Source organism: Mesorhizobium sp. P2_E6, assembly GCF_056403835.1.
In genome coordinates this window covers 484,856-501,495 of the sequence record NZ_JBFUEQ010000005.1, presented here as the reverse complement: position 1 = coordinate 501,495, position 16,640 = coordinate 484,856, and the positions used below count along the sequence as shown (strand labels likewise).

Here is a 16,640-nt window from a genome sequence, read left to right as displayed (position 1 = left end):
ATACCTCTGAAGTATTACTTATCGCAGGAGGAACGGGAACAAGTCAAGAACATTGCTACCCGGCGAGCGCCATCCGATAGGCGACACTTTGCCGGTGATGCGCATGGCAGATGGCGATGGCGAGAGCGTCGGCGGCGTGTTCGGTATCGAAGGTGGCCTTTGGCAAAAGCACCTTCACCATCATGTGGATCTGTTTCTTGTCGCCATGGCCGACACCGATCACCGCCTTCTTGACGGCGTTGGGCGCATATTCGGCGACGACGAGACCAGCGCGCGCCGGCACCAGCATGGCGATGCCACGCGCCTGGCCGAGCTTCAGTGTCGCCACCGCGTCCTTGTTGACGAAGGTCTGTTCGACCGCTGCCTCGTGCGGCATGGCGGTGTGCAGGATTTCGGCGAGCCCGTCATGCAATTGGCAAAGCCGCGTCGCCAGAGCCGCCTTGTCGTCGGAACGCACGGTGCCTGAGGCAACGAAGCGCAGCGAATTGCCGAGGCTCTCGACGATGCCCCAACCGGTACGCCTGAGCCCCGGATCGATACCGATGATGCGAATCGCTTCCCCCATGCTGCCAGTCTACCTCCGACGGACAGCGATGCCAGCGAAATGTGAACAAACCGGAAACGAATGGCGCCGCCCAGGTTTAGCCGCGAGCGAAAGCCGTGTTCAGCAGGCTGATCTGGTCGGAAACCGGATTGGGGCGGCGGGCCGCCGGTTGCATGTCGACCACGGCGTCGGAGCCGTAGATCTCCTCGTCCATGCGGCGCACCAGCGCCTGCAGGCGCAGCGAGCGGGTGACGAGGTCGAGGAAATCCTCGGGCAGTTCGGCCCAGCCCGCGGCTTCGTCATGGGCGGAAGCGGTGTCAAGGCGCACCTTGGACTTCTCAGACGCAACCTGGTCGCGGGTCATCTCACCGGAATTCGCGGCGCGCTGCAAAAGCAGCCACGAGGCAACCTGCATCAGCCTTGTGGTCAGCCGCATCGATTCGGCCGCATAGAGCGTGGCCCCCAGCCTGGACAATTTCTTTGCCTCGGCCCGGCCCTTGCCGTCGAGATACTCCGCCGCCTGTTCGACCAGGCCCATACCTTCCTGGTAAAGCGGCTTGAAGGATTGCGTGAAAACCCGGCGCTCCGCCAGCTTGACGGTTTTCGCACTGCCCGTCGAAGGCTCGTTCATTGCTACGCCCCTGCACCTACAGCCGGCTGATTCGGCTCACTGCCGATACACCCGGCAGCCTATATGACTGAAGCTTCAAAATGCGCTTCGTCACCCGCGATGGCAAGCACATGTTTAACAGAAGGTTAACGGCGAGCCGACATCGGACGCCCCCGGAATCCAGACAAAAAAAGAGCCGCGGATAAGGCGGCTCTCAGGAGTTTAACAGGGAGGCGTCAAACAAAGTGGCTCCAACCACTCGGTAAGAATCCAGATCACTGGATGGACATAGTAAACACCTGTAAAGCTTAATGAAGCCTTAACGGCGCGCGTGTTTTTTGATCCAACGCCGCTGTCCTGTGCCGTAACAGCACAGCCCGAACCTCACCTCCAGAGTCCGTTTCGAAATTCGCTCTGGCGAGTCACATGGCGGTGGTTTCGAGAACCGGAGCGGAGCGGACATTTGGTCCGTGAGCACCGGAGGCGCAGAAAACCCCATCAGATGGCCGCCAGAGTAGAGTTTCCGGACAGGCTCTCGGCTCAGGCTTTCTTCCAGACGGCCGGCAAGGCGATGAAGGCAAACAGCAGCATGGCCGCGTAGAAGCCCATCGAAGAAATCCCGACCAGCGGTTCGATCGCGGCATTGCCGGCAAGCAGGAAATAGAGACCGATCAACAGGCCGATGCCGCTGATTGCCGTCAGCCAGAAATGGATCGTGGCGAGCATCTTTTGTCCGACTGCCGGAAATAGATGGTAGAAGAAGGCGAAGACCGCCGACATCAGCCATCCGGCCACCATCGTGTGGGCGTGGGTCGGCATCTGGCTATGGTCCTGACTGATCGCCATGTGCAGGCCGAGCGCCATCCCGCACAGCGAATAGATGATGGCCAGCGTGAAGAAATTCCGTGCTACCCCTTGCATAATGTCCCCTCGAATGCCTCTTCCCGTGTGCGGGAATGGGTTGTTGTCAGGCGAATCTTGTCGCCACCGGGCTCCCGGCATTGGCGCACTAGCATCGGCACTGTTTCCAGACGATGTCGCGCCAACCCCTCCCGACACTTCTCCCAATAGCAGAAAACCAGGAAGCGCATTCACCATCTCAGTGGCTTCGTGTGCTGGCTGCAAACTGAAACAGAACCGGCTTTTCGCGACATCGTTCCGAAACAGGCGCGGCGCTAAACGCTCGCTCGTCTGACGGCCGGCGCAAATCGCCCCTGCCGCATCCCCTCCAGAACACTCCGGGAGCAACCATGGACTGGTACTCGATCGTAAAATTCCTCCATGTCGTCACGGCCATTCTATGGGTCGGAGGCGGCTTCGTGTTGTTCCTCCTCGGCGTGCTTGCCGAGCGCGCCGGCAACATCGAGGAAAAGTTGCAGGCGATGCGCGCCAGCGGGCAGTTGGGTGGCCGTTTCTTCGCGCCGATGTCGATGCTGACCCTGATCTTCGGCCTCATCATGTGCAGTTTCTGGGTTGGCTTCTCGGATCTATGGATCATCATCGGTCTGGTCGGCTACGCGACGACCTTTTCGATCGGCATGTTCATCTTCAAGCCAACGGGCGAGCGCATGGGAGCGATGATCGCCAAGGACGGTATCACGCCTGCTGTTCTGGCCATCGGCCAGCGCATGATGAGCGCCGCACGCTTCGACTACGCAGTGATGCTGGTAGTCATCGCCGACATGGTGCTCAAGCCGACTGTGCATGACATCGGCATTCTTGCTGGCATGGTGCTGGTCGTCGTGGTCGGCGCCACACTGGCCCTTGGCGTCGACCGTCGCCTCGTGCCGAGCGCCGCCTGACACCGCCGAGATGATGCGGGCGGCTGCACGACCGCCCCCTCTACATGAGGCCGGCGATGCCGTCCCACAGTAGCTTTAGCGCCACCACCGCCACGGTAGCGTAGGTGAAGGGATAGAAGGTTTCCTGGCGCATGCGCCGCACCAGCCAGGCGCCGGCGACGGTCGAGAGCGGCGCCAGCGGCATCAGCACCGCCGAAGCCGTCAGATTGGCGGTGTCGAACTGGCCGAGCGCGAAATAGGGAATGAGCTTCAGCGCATTGGTTGCGGCAAAGAAGATCGCCGCGGTGCCCGACAGAATTTTGGGATCGAGCCGGATCGGCAAGGCATAGACCTGGAACGGCGGGCCGCCGACATGGGCGACGAAGCTGGTGAAGCCGGCGACCGTTCCCCAGATGGCAGCAGCGACGCGATTGGGCGCGACCGCGTGGTCGGCGCCATGGCGAAACTGCAGATAGAGCCAGCGCAGGACGAAGATGATGGCGACGGCGCCGACGATCAGCCGTACCGCCTCCTCGGTGACCAGTGCTGCCGTCAGCCAGCCGAGTCCGATGCCGACGACCGCGCCCGGCATCATGTCGACCAGCATCTTGCGGTCGTAGACACCCCACCATGTCCACACCGACACGATGTCCATCAGGCACAGGATCGGCAGGAGGATCGCCGCCGCCTGCACCGGCGGCATGGTCAGCGCCATCAAGGGCACGCCGACGAAACCAACGGCGCCGCCGAAGCCGCCCTTGGACAGGCCGACCAGAATGACCGCCGGAATGGCGGCCGCGTAGAACCACGGTTCGAGAAGCAGGCCTGACATGGGGAGGGGCTGGGCTGGAGGGAAAGCGTATCGACGTCTGAATAGCCCAGATTCCCCAGCGGAGCGACAGCAAATATACCGCACCGACCGCCGGCGTTTCACCCGGCGTCGATCAGGAAGCCTGCAAGATCTTTGCCTTGTCACGCGGGGCGGTTACGTCGAGAGGTGGCGGCCGCCGCCGGATCGGCTGCGCCTTGATGATGGCGGTGCTCGTCTCAGCCTTGTCGGCGATGCGGTCGAGAATGCCGTCGAGATCGCCGATCGAGCGCACGAACAGCCGGGCGACGAAGCAGTCATCGCCCGTCACCTTGTCGCATTCGCCAAATTCGGGGATCTCCTCGATCAGCTTCTGGACGATGTGCAGCTTGCCCGGCAAAGGCCGGATGCGCACGATGGCCTGCAACGTATAGCCTAGCGCCAGCGGATCGATCTCGACGGTGAACGCCCGGATGACGCCGCGTTCCTCGAGCCGTCGAAGCCGTTCCGAGACGCTCGGCGATGACAGCCCAACTTGGGCAGCCAATTCCTTCAGCGAAGTCCGCGCGTCCTTGATCAGAATTTCGAGGAGGCGTCGGTCGAGATCGTCAAGCATTTTACATTTCCCGCAAATTTGGAGGCGAGGCCTAATATAATTAGGTCAATCGTCTATACTACCTTTCTCATCAGATGGAAAGCTTCGTTGCCGCATGAGATTATACCGGCTCAACGGGTTCGGAGGTTTGTCGTGAACGATACAGTGCGCGGTACGGTCGAAATGTCCGCCGCAATGGCGATCCTGGGGACGATCGGATGGTTCGTCGTCATGTCCGGCCAGCCGATCATGGACGTGGTGTTCTGGCGTTGCGCGTTCGGCGCGCTGACGCTGCTTGTCATCTGCGCCGGGCTGGGGTTGCTGCGCAACAGCTTGTCGCTGCGCATCATCGGCTTCGCCGCGCTCGGCGGCGTCGCCATCGTCGTCAACTGGCTGCTGCTGTTCAGCGCGTTCTCGCGCGCGTCGATCTCGATCGCCACCGCCGTCTACAACACGCAGCCCTTCATGCTGGTCGGCTTCGGCGCACTGTTCTTCGCCGAGCGACTGACCCTGACCAAGCTGACCTGGCTGGCCATCGCCTTCGCCGGCATGGTGCTGATCGTGCAGGCCGCCCCTGATGCCGGCGATGTCGGCACCGATTACTTTACCGGCATCGTCATGGCGTTGGGCGCGGCTTTCTTCTGGGCCGTCGCCGCCATCGTCACCAAGAAGCTCAAGGGCACGCCGCCGCACCTGATCGCGCTGATCCAGGTCTGCGTCGGCGTCGTCATGTTGGCGCCCTTCGCAAATCTTTCCCAGCTTCCCGCCGATGCGTGGAGCTGGGCCATGCTGGCGACGCTCGGCATCGTCCACACCGGCCTGATGTACATCCTGATGTACGGCGCCATCCAGAAGCTGCCGACGCATCTGCAGGGGTCGCTGTCCTTCATCTACCCGGTGGTGGCGATCCTGGTCGATGTCGTGGCCTTCGGCCATCGGCTGCATCTGAGCCAGATTGTCGGCGCCACCGCCATCCTGATCGCCGCCGCCGGCATGAATCTCGGCTGGACGCTCTGGAAGTCGAAGGCGCCCGTCGCGAGCCCGCACCCGATCAAGTGACACAGGCCCGCCGGCGGCCCGGCGGGTCACAATCGCGATCCCGGCTGCCCGCCTGTTCAAAGCGGGCACTTTGCTCTATGCCGCAATCCAACCATCTTCGCCCGGCATAGGCGAAACGCGGGATCGAAGAACCATGAATGACGCAACGCCCCCCAACCGCTGTCGCATCGTGCTGATCGCGCCGCCCGGCGTGCCGGCGGCCCGTATCGCCGCGGCATTCGAAGGCGGCGATGTCGCCTCGCTGATCCTGCCGGAGAACGGCATGGACGAGGGCTCCTTCCAGGCTTTCGCCGAACAGATCGTGCCGGCCGCGCAGGCCGCGGGCGTCGCTGTCGTCATCGCCGGCGATACCCGCATAGCCGGTCGCGTCCAGGCCGACGGCATCCATGTCGAGGTCTCCAAGGCCGAACTCGCCGAGACGATCGAACATTTCCAGGCAAAGATGATGGTCGGCGCCGGCGGCGCCAAGACACGTGACGACGCGCTCGAGCTTGGCGAGACACGGCCCGACTACATCTTCTTCGGCCGCTTCGGCTACGACAACAAGCCCGAACCGCACCCGCGCAACCTGTCGCTCGGCAAATGGTGGGCCGACATGATCCAGATCCCTTGCATCGTCATGGCCGGATCCGACATCGCCTCGGTGGAAGCGGTGGGCGCCACCGGCGCCGAATTCGTGGCACTGTCGAGCGCCGTGTTCGCCGACGCCGCCGACCCCAGGGCAGCGGTCGCCAGCGCCAACGCGCTGCTCGACGAGACCGCGCCGCGTTTCGAGGACTGACGTGCCTTCGGCGACGCTTCCCCTCCAGGCTCTGCTTGCGGTGCTCATGGTCCAGGCAGCGGCCGCGGAGAACATCCCGCTGCCGCAACCCAAGCCGGAAGCCGGCGTGCATACGGACAAGCCGATCGACAAGCCGCTGCCGCAACCCGCCACCACGGCCGAGCCGGCGCCGCTGCCATCGGCCGATGCCATCAACCCCGATCGCTTCGGCGCAAAGCCTGCCGACGCCGCCTATGGCGCTTTCCAGCGCGGGCTATACAAGACGGCCTACAATCTCGCGTTGATCCGCGCGCAAAACGGCGACCCGGCGGCGCAGACGCTGGTCGCCGAGATCCTGTCGCGCGGGCTGGGAGTACCGCTCAATGCCGCGGAAGCGGCGAAATGGTACGCGCTTGCCGCCGAGCAGGGTGTGCCGGAATCGCAGTTCCAATACGCGCTGATGCTGCTCGATGGCCGGTACGTCAAGAAGGACGAGAAAGGGGCCTATGCGCTGATGCAGGCAGCCGCCGAAGCCGGCAACCAGCTGGCGCAGTTCAATTTCGGGCAGATGCTGGTCCAGCAGGACCCCGGCGACGCCGGCCTCGCCAGGGCGGTCTCCTACTACGAGCGTGCCGCCGCCACCGGCCTCGCCGACGCGCAATATGCAATGTCGCAGATCTATGCCAATGGCGTCGGCGGCAAGCCGCGCGACGACGCGCAGGCAAGGCGCCTGCTGGCGCAGGCTGCACGCCAGAATTACGACACCGCGCAGATCGATCTCGCAGCCTGGATGATCGAGGGACGCGGTGGCGGCCGTGACCTGAAATCCGCCTTCGGCTGGATGAAGCGAGCGGCGGAGGGCGGCAATGTCGCCGCGCAGAACCGCCTTGCCAAGCTCTATATGCAAGGCATCGGCACCGATCCGGATCTTGTCCTCGCCGCGGCCTGGTACATCGTCGCCCGCCGCGCCGGTCTCATCGACCCGCAGATGGACGACTTCCTGCAGGGGTTGGATGACGACCAGACCAAGCAGGCGCTGCAGAAGGCGAACCGCCTGCCCTGACCGGGAATCCAGGACCCGGCCATGCAGATGGAGTGGGTGCACCGGGGTCACGGGCTCGGCCTCATGCCCATGCATCTACTCCCTCAGCATCTGCCGAAGGGCGTGATGCGCGTCGCCGATGCGATCGCCAAATCGGTCGGTGCGGTCATCGACCAGAATGCCTGACCCGGCCTTCTTCGGCACCGCATCTCCAGACCCCGCCTGGGTGTTTCATCCCTGCCGCTTGGCCCCAGCCTGCCCCGCTCCCTTGCCTCTTCTGGCGATTTGTGGTCTTGGGAGCCCGAAATCGCTTTCCCAGCGAACATCTCATTCCCGGATCAGATCACTATGGCCAAGATCAATGGCAACGAAATCCGTCCCGGCTACGTCATCGAGCATGACGGCGGCCTGTGGGTGGCGGTCAGGACCAACACCGTCAAGCCAGGCAAGGGCGGCGCCTACAACCAGGTCGAACTGAAGAACCTCATCAACGGCACCAAGCTCAACGAGCGCTTCCGCTCGGCCGAGACCGTCGAGCAGATCCGGCTCGATCTCAAGGATTTTTCCTTCCTCTACGCGCAGGAAGACGCGCTGGTGTTCATGGACACCCAGAGCTACGAGCAGCTCGAATTGGCGAAGGACTTCGTCGGCGATCGCGCCGCCTTCCTGCAGGACGGCATGATGGTCACGGTCCAGCTTTATGAAGAAAGGCCGATCGGCATTTCTCTGCCCGACTATGTGACGCTGACCATCACCGAGGCCGATCCCGTGGTAAAGGGTCAGACGGCCGCGTCCTCCTACAAGCCGGCGGTACTGGAGAACGGCATCCGTGTGCTGGTACCGCCGTTCATCGGCGCCGGCGAACGCATCATCGTCGACACCAACGAAATCACTTACGTGCGCCGCGCAGACTGATGCATGCCGCCCAAAAGTGGCCCCGGTTTTGGGTCACCGACATGCATCAAGACAGCGCTTGAAGCGCAGCAGCAGGAAGAAGCACGATGGCACGCTCAGCCCTTCTCAACGTCATGGTCCAGGCCGCAATGAAAGCCGGCCGCTCGCTGTCGCGCGACTTCGGCGAGGTGCAGAACCTGCAGGTCTCGATGAAAGGCCCTGGTGACTATGTCAGCCAGGCCGACCGCAAGGCCGAGGAGATCGTCTTTGCCGAACTGTCGAAGGCACGGCCGGGCTACGCTTTCCTGATGGAGGAGCGCGGCGTGGTCGAAGGCGACGACGGCCAGCACCGCTGGATCGTCGACCCGCTCGACGGCACCACCAATTTCCTGCACGGCATCCCGCTCTTTGCCGTTTCGATCGCCCTGGAACGCCAGGGGCAGATCGTTGCCGGCGTCATCTACAATCCGGCAATGGACGAGCTCTACACCGCCGAACGCGGCGGCGGCGCCTTCATGAACGACCGCCGGCTGCGCGTCGCCGGCCGCATCAAGCTGGTCGATACGGTGATCGGTTGCGGCGTGCCGCATCTCGGCCGCGGCCACCACGGCAATTTCCTCGTCGAACTGCGCAACGTCATGGCTGAGGTCTCCGGCGTGCGCCGCTTGGGGGCCGTCTCGCTCGATCTCGCCTATGTCGCCGCCGGCCGCATGGACGGGTTTTGGGAAACCGGCCTGTCGGCCTGGGACGTCGCCGCCGGCCTGCTACTGATCCGCGAGGCGGGTGGCTTCGTTTCGGATATGGACGGTGGTCAGGACATGCTCGACAACGGCTCGGTGGTCGCCGGCAACGAGGTCATCCAGCGCGCTTTGCTGAAGGCCGTGAAGAAGCCGCTCTCGGCACGCTGACTGACACGCCGCGCTGATGCGCCGCAGTCGCAAAACCGCAATGGAAGCTTGAAATACTGCCCGGCAAGCGCCCAGATCATAGTGCGCGGCGCAGGAACCCGGCAGTGAACGACATCAAGCCCCACCACGACATCCCGTTCATCGGACGCTGGCACTATTCGCGTGCCGAGATGATCGCCGACGGCATCGTCCATGCGGTCGGCATCGTGCTGGCGATCTCGGCGGGTTCGGCGCTGCTGGCGCTAGCGGCGTTTCGCGTCGGGCCGGGCGAATACATCGCCGCTGCCTTCTATGTGGTTTCGCTGCTCACCGTGCTGTCGGTGTCGCTGACCTACAATTTGTGGCCGGTGTCGTCGCCGGCGAAATGGATCCTGCGGCGCTTCGACCATGCCGCGATCTATCTCCTGATCGCCGCGACCTACACGCCTTTCCTGGCTCAGCTCGAAGGCTCGCCGCTGGCGCACTGGATGATTGTCCTCGTCTGGGCCGCTGCAGCGCTGGGCATCGCCATCAAGGTGTTTTTTCCCGGCCGTTTCGACCGGCTGGCGATCGTCTTCTATCTCGCCATCGGCTGGAGCGGCATCGTCCTGGTAAAGCCGCTTGTCCAGACCCTGCCGACGACGTCGATCGCGCTGATCGTTGCCGGCGGCATCGTCTATTCCTGCGGCGTCATCTTCTTTGCCTGGAAGGGATTGCGCTTCCACAATGCGCTGTGGCACGGCTTCGTCGTCACCGGCGCCGGCCTGCATCTGGCCGCCATGGTCGACTGTCTGGTCATCAATCGCCTCTGACACAGGCTTATAGACGCGGCAATATTGCCAAGCGCCATTCAATTTGGTCACAATTCCGTTTAGAGTCGCGGTCTACGTGATCGGCGGCGGCATCGGAAACGGGGCACGGATGGCTTTTCTCAGATCCTTCGGCATGGGCAGACGCTCTGATGTCCTGATCTACGATCCGCATAAACTGTCGAGCCCGCAGGTCTTTCTGCTGACCATGATGATCTTCCTGGTCATCGTCGCCTTCATAGCCGCCATCCTGACCCGCCAGATCTCGACCGCCTTTGGCAGCAATCCCGGCCTCAACGGCCTGATCGTCGGCGTGTTGGTGGTCGGCATCCTCTTGGCCTTCGCTCAGGTCGGACGGCTGTTTCGCGAAGTGCGCTGGGTGAATTCGTTCCGTGCCGGCTCGGAGACCACCGAACCGGTGCTGCTGGCGCCGATGAAGGCGATGATCGGCCGCTCCTCGGCGACGGCCTTCTCGACCAGTTCAATGCGCACCATGCTCGATTCCATTGCCACGCGGCTCGACGAAAGCCGTGACACGTCGCGCTATCTCGTCGGCCTGCTGGTGTTCCTCGGCCTGCTCGGCACCTTCTGGGGTCTGTTGAACACCATCGCCTCGATCCGTGAGACCATCGAATCGCTCGATCCAGGTACGGGCGATGCCGCTGCGGTGCTCGATTCGCTGAAGCAAGGCCTTTCGGCGCCGCTGGCCGGCATGGGCACGGCCTTCTCGTCCTCGCTGTTCGGCCTGTCCGGCTCGCTGGTGCTCGGCTTCCTCGACCTGCAGGCCGGCCGCGCCCAGACGCGCTTCTACACCGAACTGGAAAACTGGCTGTCCTCGGTCACCGATCTGTCGTCCGACATCGTCGTCTCCGACCAGGCCAAGACCGAATCCTCGGACGAGATCCGGGTCTTGTCGGAAAGGCTGCGCAGCATGCAGGAGAATGGCGGCGGCTCCAATCCGCGCGTCGCCACCGCCATGGCCAATCTCGCCGACGGCATTTCCGGCCTGGTCAAGAACATGCGCTCGGAGCAGCAGATCATGCGCGACTGGGTCGAGGCCCAGTCCGACGAGCAGAAGGCGATGCGCAACACGCTGGAAAAGATTGCCGACGCCCTGAAGAAGCCCGGGGTGCATTGACGTGGCGCTGGCGCGTGGACGGCGCACCGATCGCCGCATCGATTACTGGCCGGGCTTCGTCGACGCGCTGTCGACGCTGCTTCTGGCGATCATGTTCCTGCTCACCGTCTTCGTGCTGGCGCAGTTCCTGCTGGGCCGCGAAATCTCCGGCAAGGACACGGCGCTCTCGCGACTCAATTCGCAGATCAACGAGTTGACCCAGCTTCTGGCGCTGGAGCGCTCGACGGCACAGGACAAGGAAGATTCGCTCGCCAATCTGCAGGCTTCGCTGTCGGCGGCGGAAGCGGAAAAGAGCCGGCTCGAACAATTGCTGGCGCAAGGTGCCGGCGCCGGAGACGCCGCCAACCAGCGTGCCGTAGCACTTTCGGGCGAACTCGACAGCCAGCGCCAGATCAGTCAGCAGGCGCTGAGCCAGGTCGAGATTCTCAACCAGCAGATTGCAGCACTGCGCAAGCAGATCGGTGCGCTCGAGGATGCGCTCAACGTCTCCGAAACCCGCGATCGTGATTCCAACACCAAGATCGCCGATCTCGGCCGCCGCCTGAACGTCGCACTGGCGCAGCGCGTCCAGGAATTGAACCGCTACCGCTCCGACTTCTTCGGCCGCTTGCGCGAGATCCTCGCCGACCGCGAGAACATCCGCATCGTCGGCGACCGCTTCGTCTTCCAGTCCGAAGTGCTGTTCCCGACCGGCTCCGAAGTGATCAACGATGCCGGCAAGGTGGAGATGAAGAAACTTGCCGACGCCATCATCGAATTGCAGAAGGAAATCCCGCCCGAGATCAACTGGGTGCTGCGCGTCGACGGCCATACCGACAACAAGCCGCTCTCCGGCACCGGCCGCTACCGCGACAACTGGGAGCTGTCGACGGCGCGTTCGACCTCGGTGGTGAAGTTCCTGATCGAGAACGGCGTGCCGGCCAACCGCCTGGTCGCCGCCGGCTTCGGCGAGTTCCAGCCGCTCGACCCCGCCGACACCGAAGAGGCGCGCAACAAGAACCGGCGTATTGAACTGAAGCTCACCGAACGTTGATCCATCATCACGCGGCATCACGCGAATTTGTTCGCCGGCTCAACTCTAGGGCGTAGAGCAAGGCCGGCAAGGCCTGAAAAGATTATCTTTTTTTAATTACACATCGTCGAATTGCGGTCCTAGCTTCCCCACCTGGGCCGAGAACCGCCGGCGATGAACCCCATCGCGACGCGACGGAACCGGACGGCCCGCAGCCGGAGGGCAGGCGAGACAATCGCCGCCTTCCTCTTCAGGAGGAGAACGCAACGATGCGCTCTTTTATTCCCAGCACCTCGCTTAGAACTGCAACACTCACGGCGGTCCTCATCGCCGTTCCGCTTGCCGGCGCCTATGCCGCGGGCCATCACAGAGGCGCTCTGGACGCCGGCGATCCGACCGACTTTACGGGGCCGCGCGTCGAAGGACTCATCCAACAGGTTCAAGGCGTCCGCCAGGGCATAGTCGATGCAAGGCAGGCCAACAACATCACGCCCGCCGTCGCCGAACGCCTGGAAATGCGGACGGTCCGCATCAGTCAGGCGGCCGAGAAGATAGCGGCATCGGATCACGGCAGGATACCGGCCGCGCAATACCATGAGCTGCTGCGCCGTCTCGACAATGTCGACCAGCGTCTGAGGGTCGGTATTGGCAGCGATTTCCTGATGGGCGATGGCTCCGACGGCGGAAACTATCCGAACGGCTGAAAGCTTGAACGCCAAGCTCTAGCACTTCGATCTCGCGCATGATTCCTTCCGAGATCCTGCGCCAGGAAAGGACCACCTGGCGCCCTCGGGGCCCCCTCTCCCGCGGGCGTCCTTTTTCCCTCGGCCCAGCTTGCTACCAGCCCAGGTTCCTGCCAGCCCAGTTTCCTACCAACCAAGCCAGACGGCAATCAGGGCGACGACCGCCGGCACGGTCTGAATGAACAGGATCTTGCGGCCAACCGTTGCCGCGCCATAGAGGCCGGCAATGGCCACGCACAACAGGAAGAAAACCTTGACCTGAAAACCGGCTGTCCCGAGGAAAAGCCCCCAGATCAGGCCGGCGGCGAGGAAGCCGTTGTAGAGACCCTGATTGGCGGCGAGCACCTTCGAGGCGCTGGCGAATTCCGGCTTCAGATTGAACGCCTTGTGCCCGCGCGGCGTGTCCCACAGCACCATTTCGAGATAGACGATGTAGACATGGATCAAGGCCACCAGTCCGACCAGGATGTTGCCGATCATGTTGTTCCCCCTTCAGGCGTGGCCGGCAGCATTTCACGCGTGACCTCACCTGTGCAAGATGCTTCCACCGCACAGGGCCGCAGGCTTGCAAACGCTTTTGCGTTGGTATCTTTTCGCGCCGTCCTCAATCACGGAACCTGCCATGTCCTTTCAGAAACTCGATGATCTCGGCCACAAGCTCGAAGCGCTCGAGCATGCGCTGGCCATTCTCGGCGCCGACGAGGCCACCCATATGGCTGTCGGTGGCGGCGAGAAGCGCGCCGAGGCAATGTCGGCGCTGGCCGGCATGTACCACACCAGGGCAACGGCGCCGGAAATCGCCGACTGGCTCGCCGCGGCCGAACAGGAAGCGTTGAGTGAGGAGCAACGGGCCGCGGTCGCCGAATTGCGGCGGCAGTACACCAACCTGACCTGCCTGCCGGTCGAGTTCGTCGAACGTCAGACCACCGCGCGCATGCGTTGCGAGCAGCTGTGGCGCGACCTGCGCGCCAAGAACGACTGGGCAGGCTTCCTGCCGGCGCTGGAGGGCGTGGTGGCGCTGGTGCGCGAAGAGGCGGCGCTGCGTGCCGACGTGCTCGGTCTTGCCCCTTATGACGCGCTCATGGAGCAATACGACCCCGGCAACCGCGCCGCCGACATCACGCCTGTCTTCACCGACCTCAAGGCTTTCCTGAAAGGCTTCGTGCCGGAGGCGCTGGCGATACAGGAAGCCCGGCTGCGCAAGCGCCCGCTGAAGCCGCTTTCGGGGACCTATGCGATCGACCGGCAACGCGAGCTCGGCCTTGCCATGATGACGGCGGTCGGCTTCGACCTGACGCACGGGTCGCTGTCAGTATCGCACCATCCCTTCTGCGGCGGCGTGCCGAGCGACGTGCGCATCACCACCCGCTACAAAACCTCGGACTTCCTGTCGGCATTGATGGGCGTGCTGCACGAGACCGGCCATGCGCTGTACGAACAGAACCTGCCGAAGGCATGGGGGCACTGGCCGCTCGGCAAGGCGCGCGGCATGGCCGTGCATGAAAGCCAGAGCCTGTTCGTCGAAAAGCAGCTCGGCCGCAACCCGGCCTTCTGGCGCTGGGCGCTGCCGGTGGTCGAAAAGCATCTCGGCGAAGCCTGGTCGCTCGACGACATCCTGCCGCATGTGCATCACGTCGAGCGCGGCCTGATCCGTGTCGATGCCGACGAGGTGACCTACCCGCTGCATGTCATCCTGCGCTACGAACTGGAGCAGGAGCTCGTCTCGGGCAGGCTGGAGGTGGCAGAACTCCCAGAAGCCTGGGACGCCAAGATGCGCGACTATCTCGGCCTCTCGACCATCGACAATCCGGCCGACGGGCCGATGCAGGACGTGCACTGGCCGGGTGCCGCCTTCGGCTACTTCCCGTCCTACACGCTGGGCGCGATGATGGCGGCACAGCAATGGGCGGCGCTGACGCGTGAGCATCCTTCCGCCGATGACGATCTCGCCAAAGGCAATTTCGCGTCAATCAACGCCTGGCGTCGCGAAAAAATCTGGTCGCAGGGGTCTCGCTGGTCGACACCAGATCTGCTCGAACGCGCCACCGGCGAAAAGCTCGACGCCAGCTATTTCGTCAACCATCTGAAGCAGCGATACGGAGCCGCGTAAGGGCTGTCGGCACATCAGGGGGGCAGATGTTTGCGACTACTCCGCCGCGCCCCTGAAGGCGCTGGCGCCGGTTTCGAACTGCAGCTTGGCCAGCCGCGCGTAGATGCCGCCCTTGGCGACGAGGCTCTGATGCGTGCCTTCCTCGACGATGCGGCCGCCATCCATGACCAGGATCCTGTCGGCCTTCAACACCGTCGCCAGCCGGTGGGCGATGACGATGGTGGTGCGGCCCTGCATCAGCCGTTCCAGCGCCATCTGCACCAGCGTCTCGCTTTCGGCGTCGAGCGCCGAGGTCGCCTCGTCGAGCAGCAGGATCGGCGCGTCGCGCAGGATGGCGCGAGCGATCGCCACCCGTTGGCGCTGGCCGCCGGACAGTGTCACCCCGCGCTCGCCGACCTGGCTGTCATAGCCTTTTTCGAGCTTGAGGATGAATTCGTCGGCGAGCGCATCCTTCGCCGCCGTCTCGATCTGGGCCTCACTGGCGCCCGGCCGGCCAAAGCCGATATTGTCGCGCGCGCTTGCCGCGAAGATGGTGACGTCCTGCGGCACGATGGCGATGCGTTCGCGGACCGAGACGGGATCGGCTTCGCGTACATCGACGCCATCGATCAGGATCTTGCCGGTTTCAGGATCGTAGAAGCGCAGGATCAGCGAAAAGACCGTGCTCTTGCCGGCCCCTGACGGACCGACGATCGCCACCGTCTCGCCGGGCATGACCTGAAAGCTCAAGCCGTGCACGGCAGCGCGGTCCGGCCTTGCCGGATAGGAGAAGGAGACGTCATCGAAGGCGATCGCGCCCTTGGCGACGGCAGGCAGCGGCTTCGGATCGGCCGGCGCCTGGATTGCCGGCTTCTCGGCCAGGATCTCGGTCAGGCGTTCGGCAGCACCCGCCGCCTGTGCCAGCTCGCCCCAGACCTCCGACAGCGCGCCGAGCGCACCGGCGGCAAACACCGAATAGAGCAGGAACTGGCCGAGCGTGCCTGGCGACAGATTGCCGTCGAGCACGTCGCGCGAGCCGAACCACAGCACCGCCACGACGGACGAGAAGATGGTGAAAATGGCAAAGAAGGTGAGGAAGGAGCGCGCGAAGATCGAGGCACGCGCCGCCTCGAAAGCGGCTTCCACCGCGCCCGAGAAATGCCCGGTGACGAGCTTTTCATTGGTGAAGGCCTGCAAGGTGCGCACCGCGCCGATCTGTTCGCTGGCATAGGCGGTGGCATCGGCAAGCGTATCCTGCGCCTGCCGCGACTTGCGCCGCACCGAGCGACCGAAGGCGACCAGCGGCAGCACGATGACCGGAATGGCCGCAATGACCAGGCCGGACAGTTTCGGGCTGGTGACGACCATCATCCCCAACGCGCCAAGGCCGAGAATGACGTTGCGCAGCGCCACCGAGGCTGTCGCCCCGACCGCCGACTTGACCTGCGTGGTGTCTGCGGCGAGCCGCGACACGATCTCGCCCGACTGGGCGGTGTCGAAGAAGGACGGCGACAGCGTCGTCACATGGGTAAAGACATCGCGCCTGATATCGGCGACGACGCGCTCGCCGAGCGTGATGACGAAATAGTAGCGGCTGGCCGAGGCGGCCGCCAGCACGGCGGCCATCGCCACCAGGGCTGCGAAATATTCGGCGATGAAGATGGTGTTGGCCGACGAGAAACCATGATCGATCATGCGCCGCACGGCCAGCGGCAGCGCCAGCGTCGTTGCCGCGGCGATGACCAGCGAAATGAGCGCGCCGACGACCAGCGTGCGATAATGCGTGATGTACGGGAACAGGCGCCTGAGCGGCTTGAGCGAGCGCCGGCGCTCGTCTGCGCTGCTGGTTTGCGCCATTCCTGCGTTTCC

The 16,640-nt window shown here is 63.8% G+C and carries 19 protein-coding genes; 12 read left to right on the top strand and 7 right to left on the bottom strand.

The window, feature by feature from the left end; translation table 11 throughout:
- Nucleotides 1-55: 55 nt before the first annotated feature.
- The 3 genes from ruvC to AC1D08_RS15830 all read right to left on the bottom strand — a co-directional run bounded on the left by ruvC (nt 56) and on the right by AC1D08_RS15830 (nt 2,075).
- Entirely contained in the window at nt 56-565 is a 510-nt protein-coding gene (ruvC, locus tag AC1D08_RS15840; RefSeq protein ID WP_095089535.1) for a crossover junction endodeoxyribonuclease RuvC, read from the bottom strand.
- A 76-nt stretch (nt 566-641) separates the two neighbouring features.
- Complete coding sequence (gene rcdA / locus AC1D08_RS15835) at nt 642-1,175, bottom strand: protease adaptor protein RcdA (protein ID WP_095089536.1); 534 nt, start codon at nt 1,173-1,175, stop codon at nt 642-644.
- A gap of 519 nt (nt 1,176-1,694) precedes the next feature.
- Nucleotides 1,695-2,075 carry a hypothetical protein gene (locus AC1D08_RS15830; RefSeq protein ID WP_457150855.1) on the bottom strand — a complete coding sequence of 127 codons (381 nt, stop codon included), beginning with the start codon at nt 2,073-2,075 and terminating at the stop codon, nt 1,695-1,697.
- A 329-nt stretch (nt 2,076-2,404) separates the two neighbouring features.
- Here AC1D08_RS15830 and AC1D08_RS15825 point away from each other — a divergent pair, with 329 nt between their 5' ends.
- Nucleotides 2,405-2,956 carry a DUF2269 family protein gene (locus AC1D08_RS15825; RefSeq protein ID WP_457150854.1) on the top strand — a complete coding sequence of 184 codons (552 nt, stop codon included), beginning with the start codon at nt 2,405-2,407 and terminating at the stop codon, nt 2,954-2,956.
- 40 nt (nt 2,957-2,996) lie between these two features.
- On the opposite strand, the gene AC1D08_RS15820 is transcribed toward AC1D08_RS15825, so the two are convergent.
- Together AC1D08_RS15820 and AC1D08_RS15815 are read right to left on the bottom strand one after the other, a co-directional pair.
- Nucleotides 2,997-3,767 (bottom strand): sulfite exporter TauE/SafE family protein, encoded by a 771-nt coding sequence (locus AC1D08_RS15820; protein WP_457150853.1) that lies wholly within the window; start codon nt 3,765-3,767, stop codon nt 2,997-2,999.
- A gap of 112 nt (nt 3,768-3,879) precedes the next feature.
- On the bottom strand, nt 3,880-4,359 hold the full coding sequence (locus AC1D08_RS15815) for an Lrp/AsnC family transcriptional regulator (RefSeq protein WP_457150852.1): 480 nt from the start codon (nt 4,357-4,359) through the stop codon (nt 3,880-3,882).
- Nucleotides 4,360-4,491: 132 nt separating this feature from the next.
- Between AC1D08_RS15815 and AC1D08_RS15810 the strand changes: the two genes are divergently transcribed.
- The 10 genes from AC1D08_RS15810 to AC1D08_RS15765 all read left to right on the top strand — a co-directional run bounded on the left by AC1D08_RS15810 (nt 4,492) and on the right by AC1D08_RS15765 (nt 12,643).
- On the top strand, nt 4,492-5,397 hold the full coding sequence (locus AC1D08_RS15810) for a DMT family transporter (protein WP_457150851.1): 906 nt from the start codon (nt 4,492-4,494) through the stop codon (nt 5,395-5,397).
- Nucleotides 5,398-5,530: 133 nt separating this feature from the next.
- Complete coding sequence (locus tag AC1D08_RS15805) at nt 5,531-6,178, top strand: thiamine phosphate synthase (RefSeq protein WP_457150850.1); 648 nt, start codon at nt 5,531-5,533, stop codon at nt 6,176-6,178.
- A 46-nt stretch (nt 6,179-6,224) separates the two neighbouring features.
- Nucleotides 6,225-7,220 carry a tetratricopeptide repeat protein gene (locus AC1D08_RS15800; protein ID WP_457150849.1) on the top strand — a complete coding sequence of 332 codons (996 nt, stop codon included), beginning with the start codon at nt 6,225-6,227 and terminating at the stop codon, nt 7,218-7,220.
- 21 nt (nt 7,221-7,241) lie between these two features.
- On the top strand, nt 7,242-7,385 hold the full coding sequence (locus AC1D08_RS15795) for a hypothetical protein (RefSeq protein ID WP_457150848.1): 144 nt from the start codon (nt 7,242-7,244) through the stop codon (nt 7,383-7,385).
- Between the two features lie 162 nt (nt 7,386-7,547).
- Nucleotides 7,548-8,114: an elongation factor P gene (gene efp, locus AC1D08_RS15790; protein WP_095084240.1), complete on the top strand. Its 567-nt coding sequence runs from the start codon at nt 7,548-7,550 to the stop codon at nt 8,112-8,114.
- Nucleotides 8,115-8,200: 86 nt separating this feature from the next.
- Entirely contained in the window at nt 8,201-9,001 is an 801-nt protein-coding gene (locus AC1D08_RS15785) for an inositol monophosphatase family protein (RefSeq protein ID WP_457150847.1), read from the top strand.
- A 104-nt stretch (nt 9,002-9,105) separates the two neighbouring features.
- Nucleotides 9,106-9,792, top strand: coding sequence for a PAQR family membrane homeostasis protein TrhA (gene trhA, locus AC1D08_RS15780; protein ID WP_457150846.1), 687 nt, complete (start codon nt 9,106-9,108; stop codon nt 9,790-9,792).
- Nucleotides 9,793-9,901: 109 nt separating this feature from the next.
- On the top strand, nt 9,902-10,927 hold the full coding sequence (locus AC1D08_RS15775; protein WP_095084237.1) for a MotA/TolQ/ExbB proton channel family protein: 1,026 nt from the start codon (nt 9,902-9,904) through the stop codon (nt 10,925-10,927).
- Between the two features lies 1 nt (nt 10,928).
- Nucleotides 10,929-11,960: a peptidoglycan -binding protein gene (locus AC1D08_RS15770; RefSeq protein ID WP_095084236.1), complete on the top strand. Its 1,032-nt coding sequence runs from the start codon at nt 10,929-10,931 to the stop codon at nt 11,958-11,960.
- Nucleotides 11,961-12,208: 248 nt separating this feature from the next.
- The gene (locus tag AC1D08_RS15765) at nt 12,209-12,643 is read left to right on the top strand and encodes a hypothetical protein (RefSeq protein WP_095084235.1); all 435 of its coding nucleotides are present in this window, start codon (nt 12,209-12,211) and stop codon (nt 12,641-12,643) included.
- A 165-nt stretch (nt 12,644-12,808) separates the two neighbouring features.
- On the opposite strand, the gene AC1D08_RS15760 is transcribed toward AC1D08_RS15765, so the two are convergent.
- Nucleotides 12,809-13,162, bottom strand: a complete 354-nt coding sequence (locus AC1D08_RS15760) for a DUF1304 domain-containing protein (RefSeq protein WP_457154390.1) — start codon at nt 13,160-13,162, stop codon at nt 12,809-12,811.
- Nucleotides 13,163-13,304: 142 nt separating this feature from the next.
- Between AC1D08_RS15760 and AC1D08_RS15755 the strand changes: the two genes are divergently transcribed.
- Nucleotides 13,305-14,792 (top strand): carboxypeptidase M32, encoded by a 1,488-nt coding sequence (locus AC1D08_RS15755; RefSeq protein ID WP_457154391.1) that lies wholly within the window; start codon nt 13,305-13,307, stop codon nt 14,790-14,792.
- 36 nt (nt 14,793-14,828) lie between these two features.
- Here AC1D08_RS15755 and AC1D08_RS15750 read toward each other — a convergent pair whose 3' ends face one another.
- The gene (locus AC1D08_RS15750) at nt 14,829-16,628 is read right to left on the bottom strand and encodes an ABC transporter transmembrane domain-containing protein (protein ID WP_477423530.1); all 1,800 of its coding nucleotides are present in this window, start codon (nt 16,626-16,628) and stop codon (nt 14,829-14,831) included.
- Nucleotides 16,629-16,640 lie beyond the last annotated feature (12 nt).

Excerpts from the sequence above, each read along its gene's own strand:
- AC1D08_RS15800 (WP_457150849.1), top strand. The coding sequence starts at position 6,225 with ATGGTCCAGGCAGCGGCCGCGGAGAACATCCCGCTGCCGCAACCCAAG.
- AC1D08_RS15815 (WP_457150852.1), bottom strand. The coding sequence starts at position 4,359 with ATGCTTGACGATCTCGACCGACGCCTCCTCGAAATTCTGATCAAGGAC.
- AC1D08_RS15830 (WP_457150855.1), bottom strand. The coding sequence starts at position 2,075 with ATGCAAGGGGTAGCACGGAATTTCTTCACGCTGGCCATCATCTATTCG.
- efp (WP_095084240.1), top strand. The coding sequence starts at position 7,548 with ATGGCCAAGATCAATGGCAACGAAATCCGTCCCGGCTACGTCATCGAG.
- AC1D08_RS15785 (WP_457150847.1), top strand. The coding sequence starts at position 8,201 with ATGGCACGCTCAGCCCTTCTCAACGTCATGGTCCAGGCCGCAATGAAA.
- rcdA (WP_095089536.1), bottom strand. The coding sequence starts at position 1,175 with ATGAACGAGCCTTCGACGGGCAGTGCGAAAACCGTCAAGCTGGCGGAG.
- AC1D08_RS15775 (WP_095084237.1), top strand. The coding sequence starts at position 9,902 with ATGGCTTTTCTCAGATCCTTCGGCATGGGCAGACGCTCTGATGTCCTG.
- AC1D08_RS15760 (WP_457154390.1), bottom strand. The coding sequence starts at position 13,162 with ATGATCGGCAACATCCTGGTCGGACTGGTGGCCTTGATCCATGTCTAC.
- AC1D08_RS15805 (WP_457150850.1), top strand. The coding sequence starts at position 5,531 with ATGAATGACGCAACGCCCCCCAACCGCTGTCGCATCGTGCTGATCGCG.
- AC1D08_RS15820 (WP_457150853.1), bottom strand. The coding sequence starts at position 3,767 with ATGTCAGGCCTGCTTCTCGAACCGTGGTTCTACGCGGCCGCCATTCCG.
- AC1D08_RS15765 (WP_095084235.1), top strand. The coding sequence starts at position 12,209 with ATGCGCTCTTTTATTCCCAGCACCTCGCTTAGAACTGCAACACTCACG.
- AC1D08_RS15750 (WP_477423530.1), bottom strand. The coding sequence starts at position 16,628 with ATGGCGCAAACCAGCAGCGCAGACGAGCGCCGGCGCTCGCTCAAGCCG.
- AC1D08_RS15825 (WP_457150854.1), top strand. The coding sequence starts at position 2,405 with ATGGACTGGTACTCGATCGTAAAATTCCTCCATGTCGTCACGGCCATT.
- AC1D08_RS15755 (WP_457154391.1), top strand. The coding sequence starts at position 13,305 with ATGTCCTTTCAGAAACTCGATGATCTCGGCCACAAGCTCGAAGCGCTC.
- AC1D08_RS15795 (WP_457150848.1), top strand. The coding sequence starts at position 7,242 with ATGCAGATGGAGTGGGTGCACCGGGGTCACGGGCTCGGCCTCATGCCC.
- ruvC (WP_095089535.1), bottom strand. The coding sequence starts at position 565 with ATGGGGGAAGCGATTCGCATCATCGGTATCGATCCGGGGCTCAGGCGT.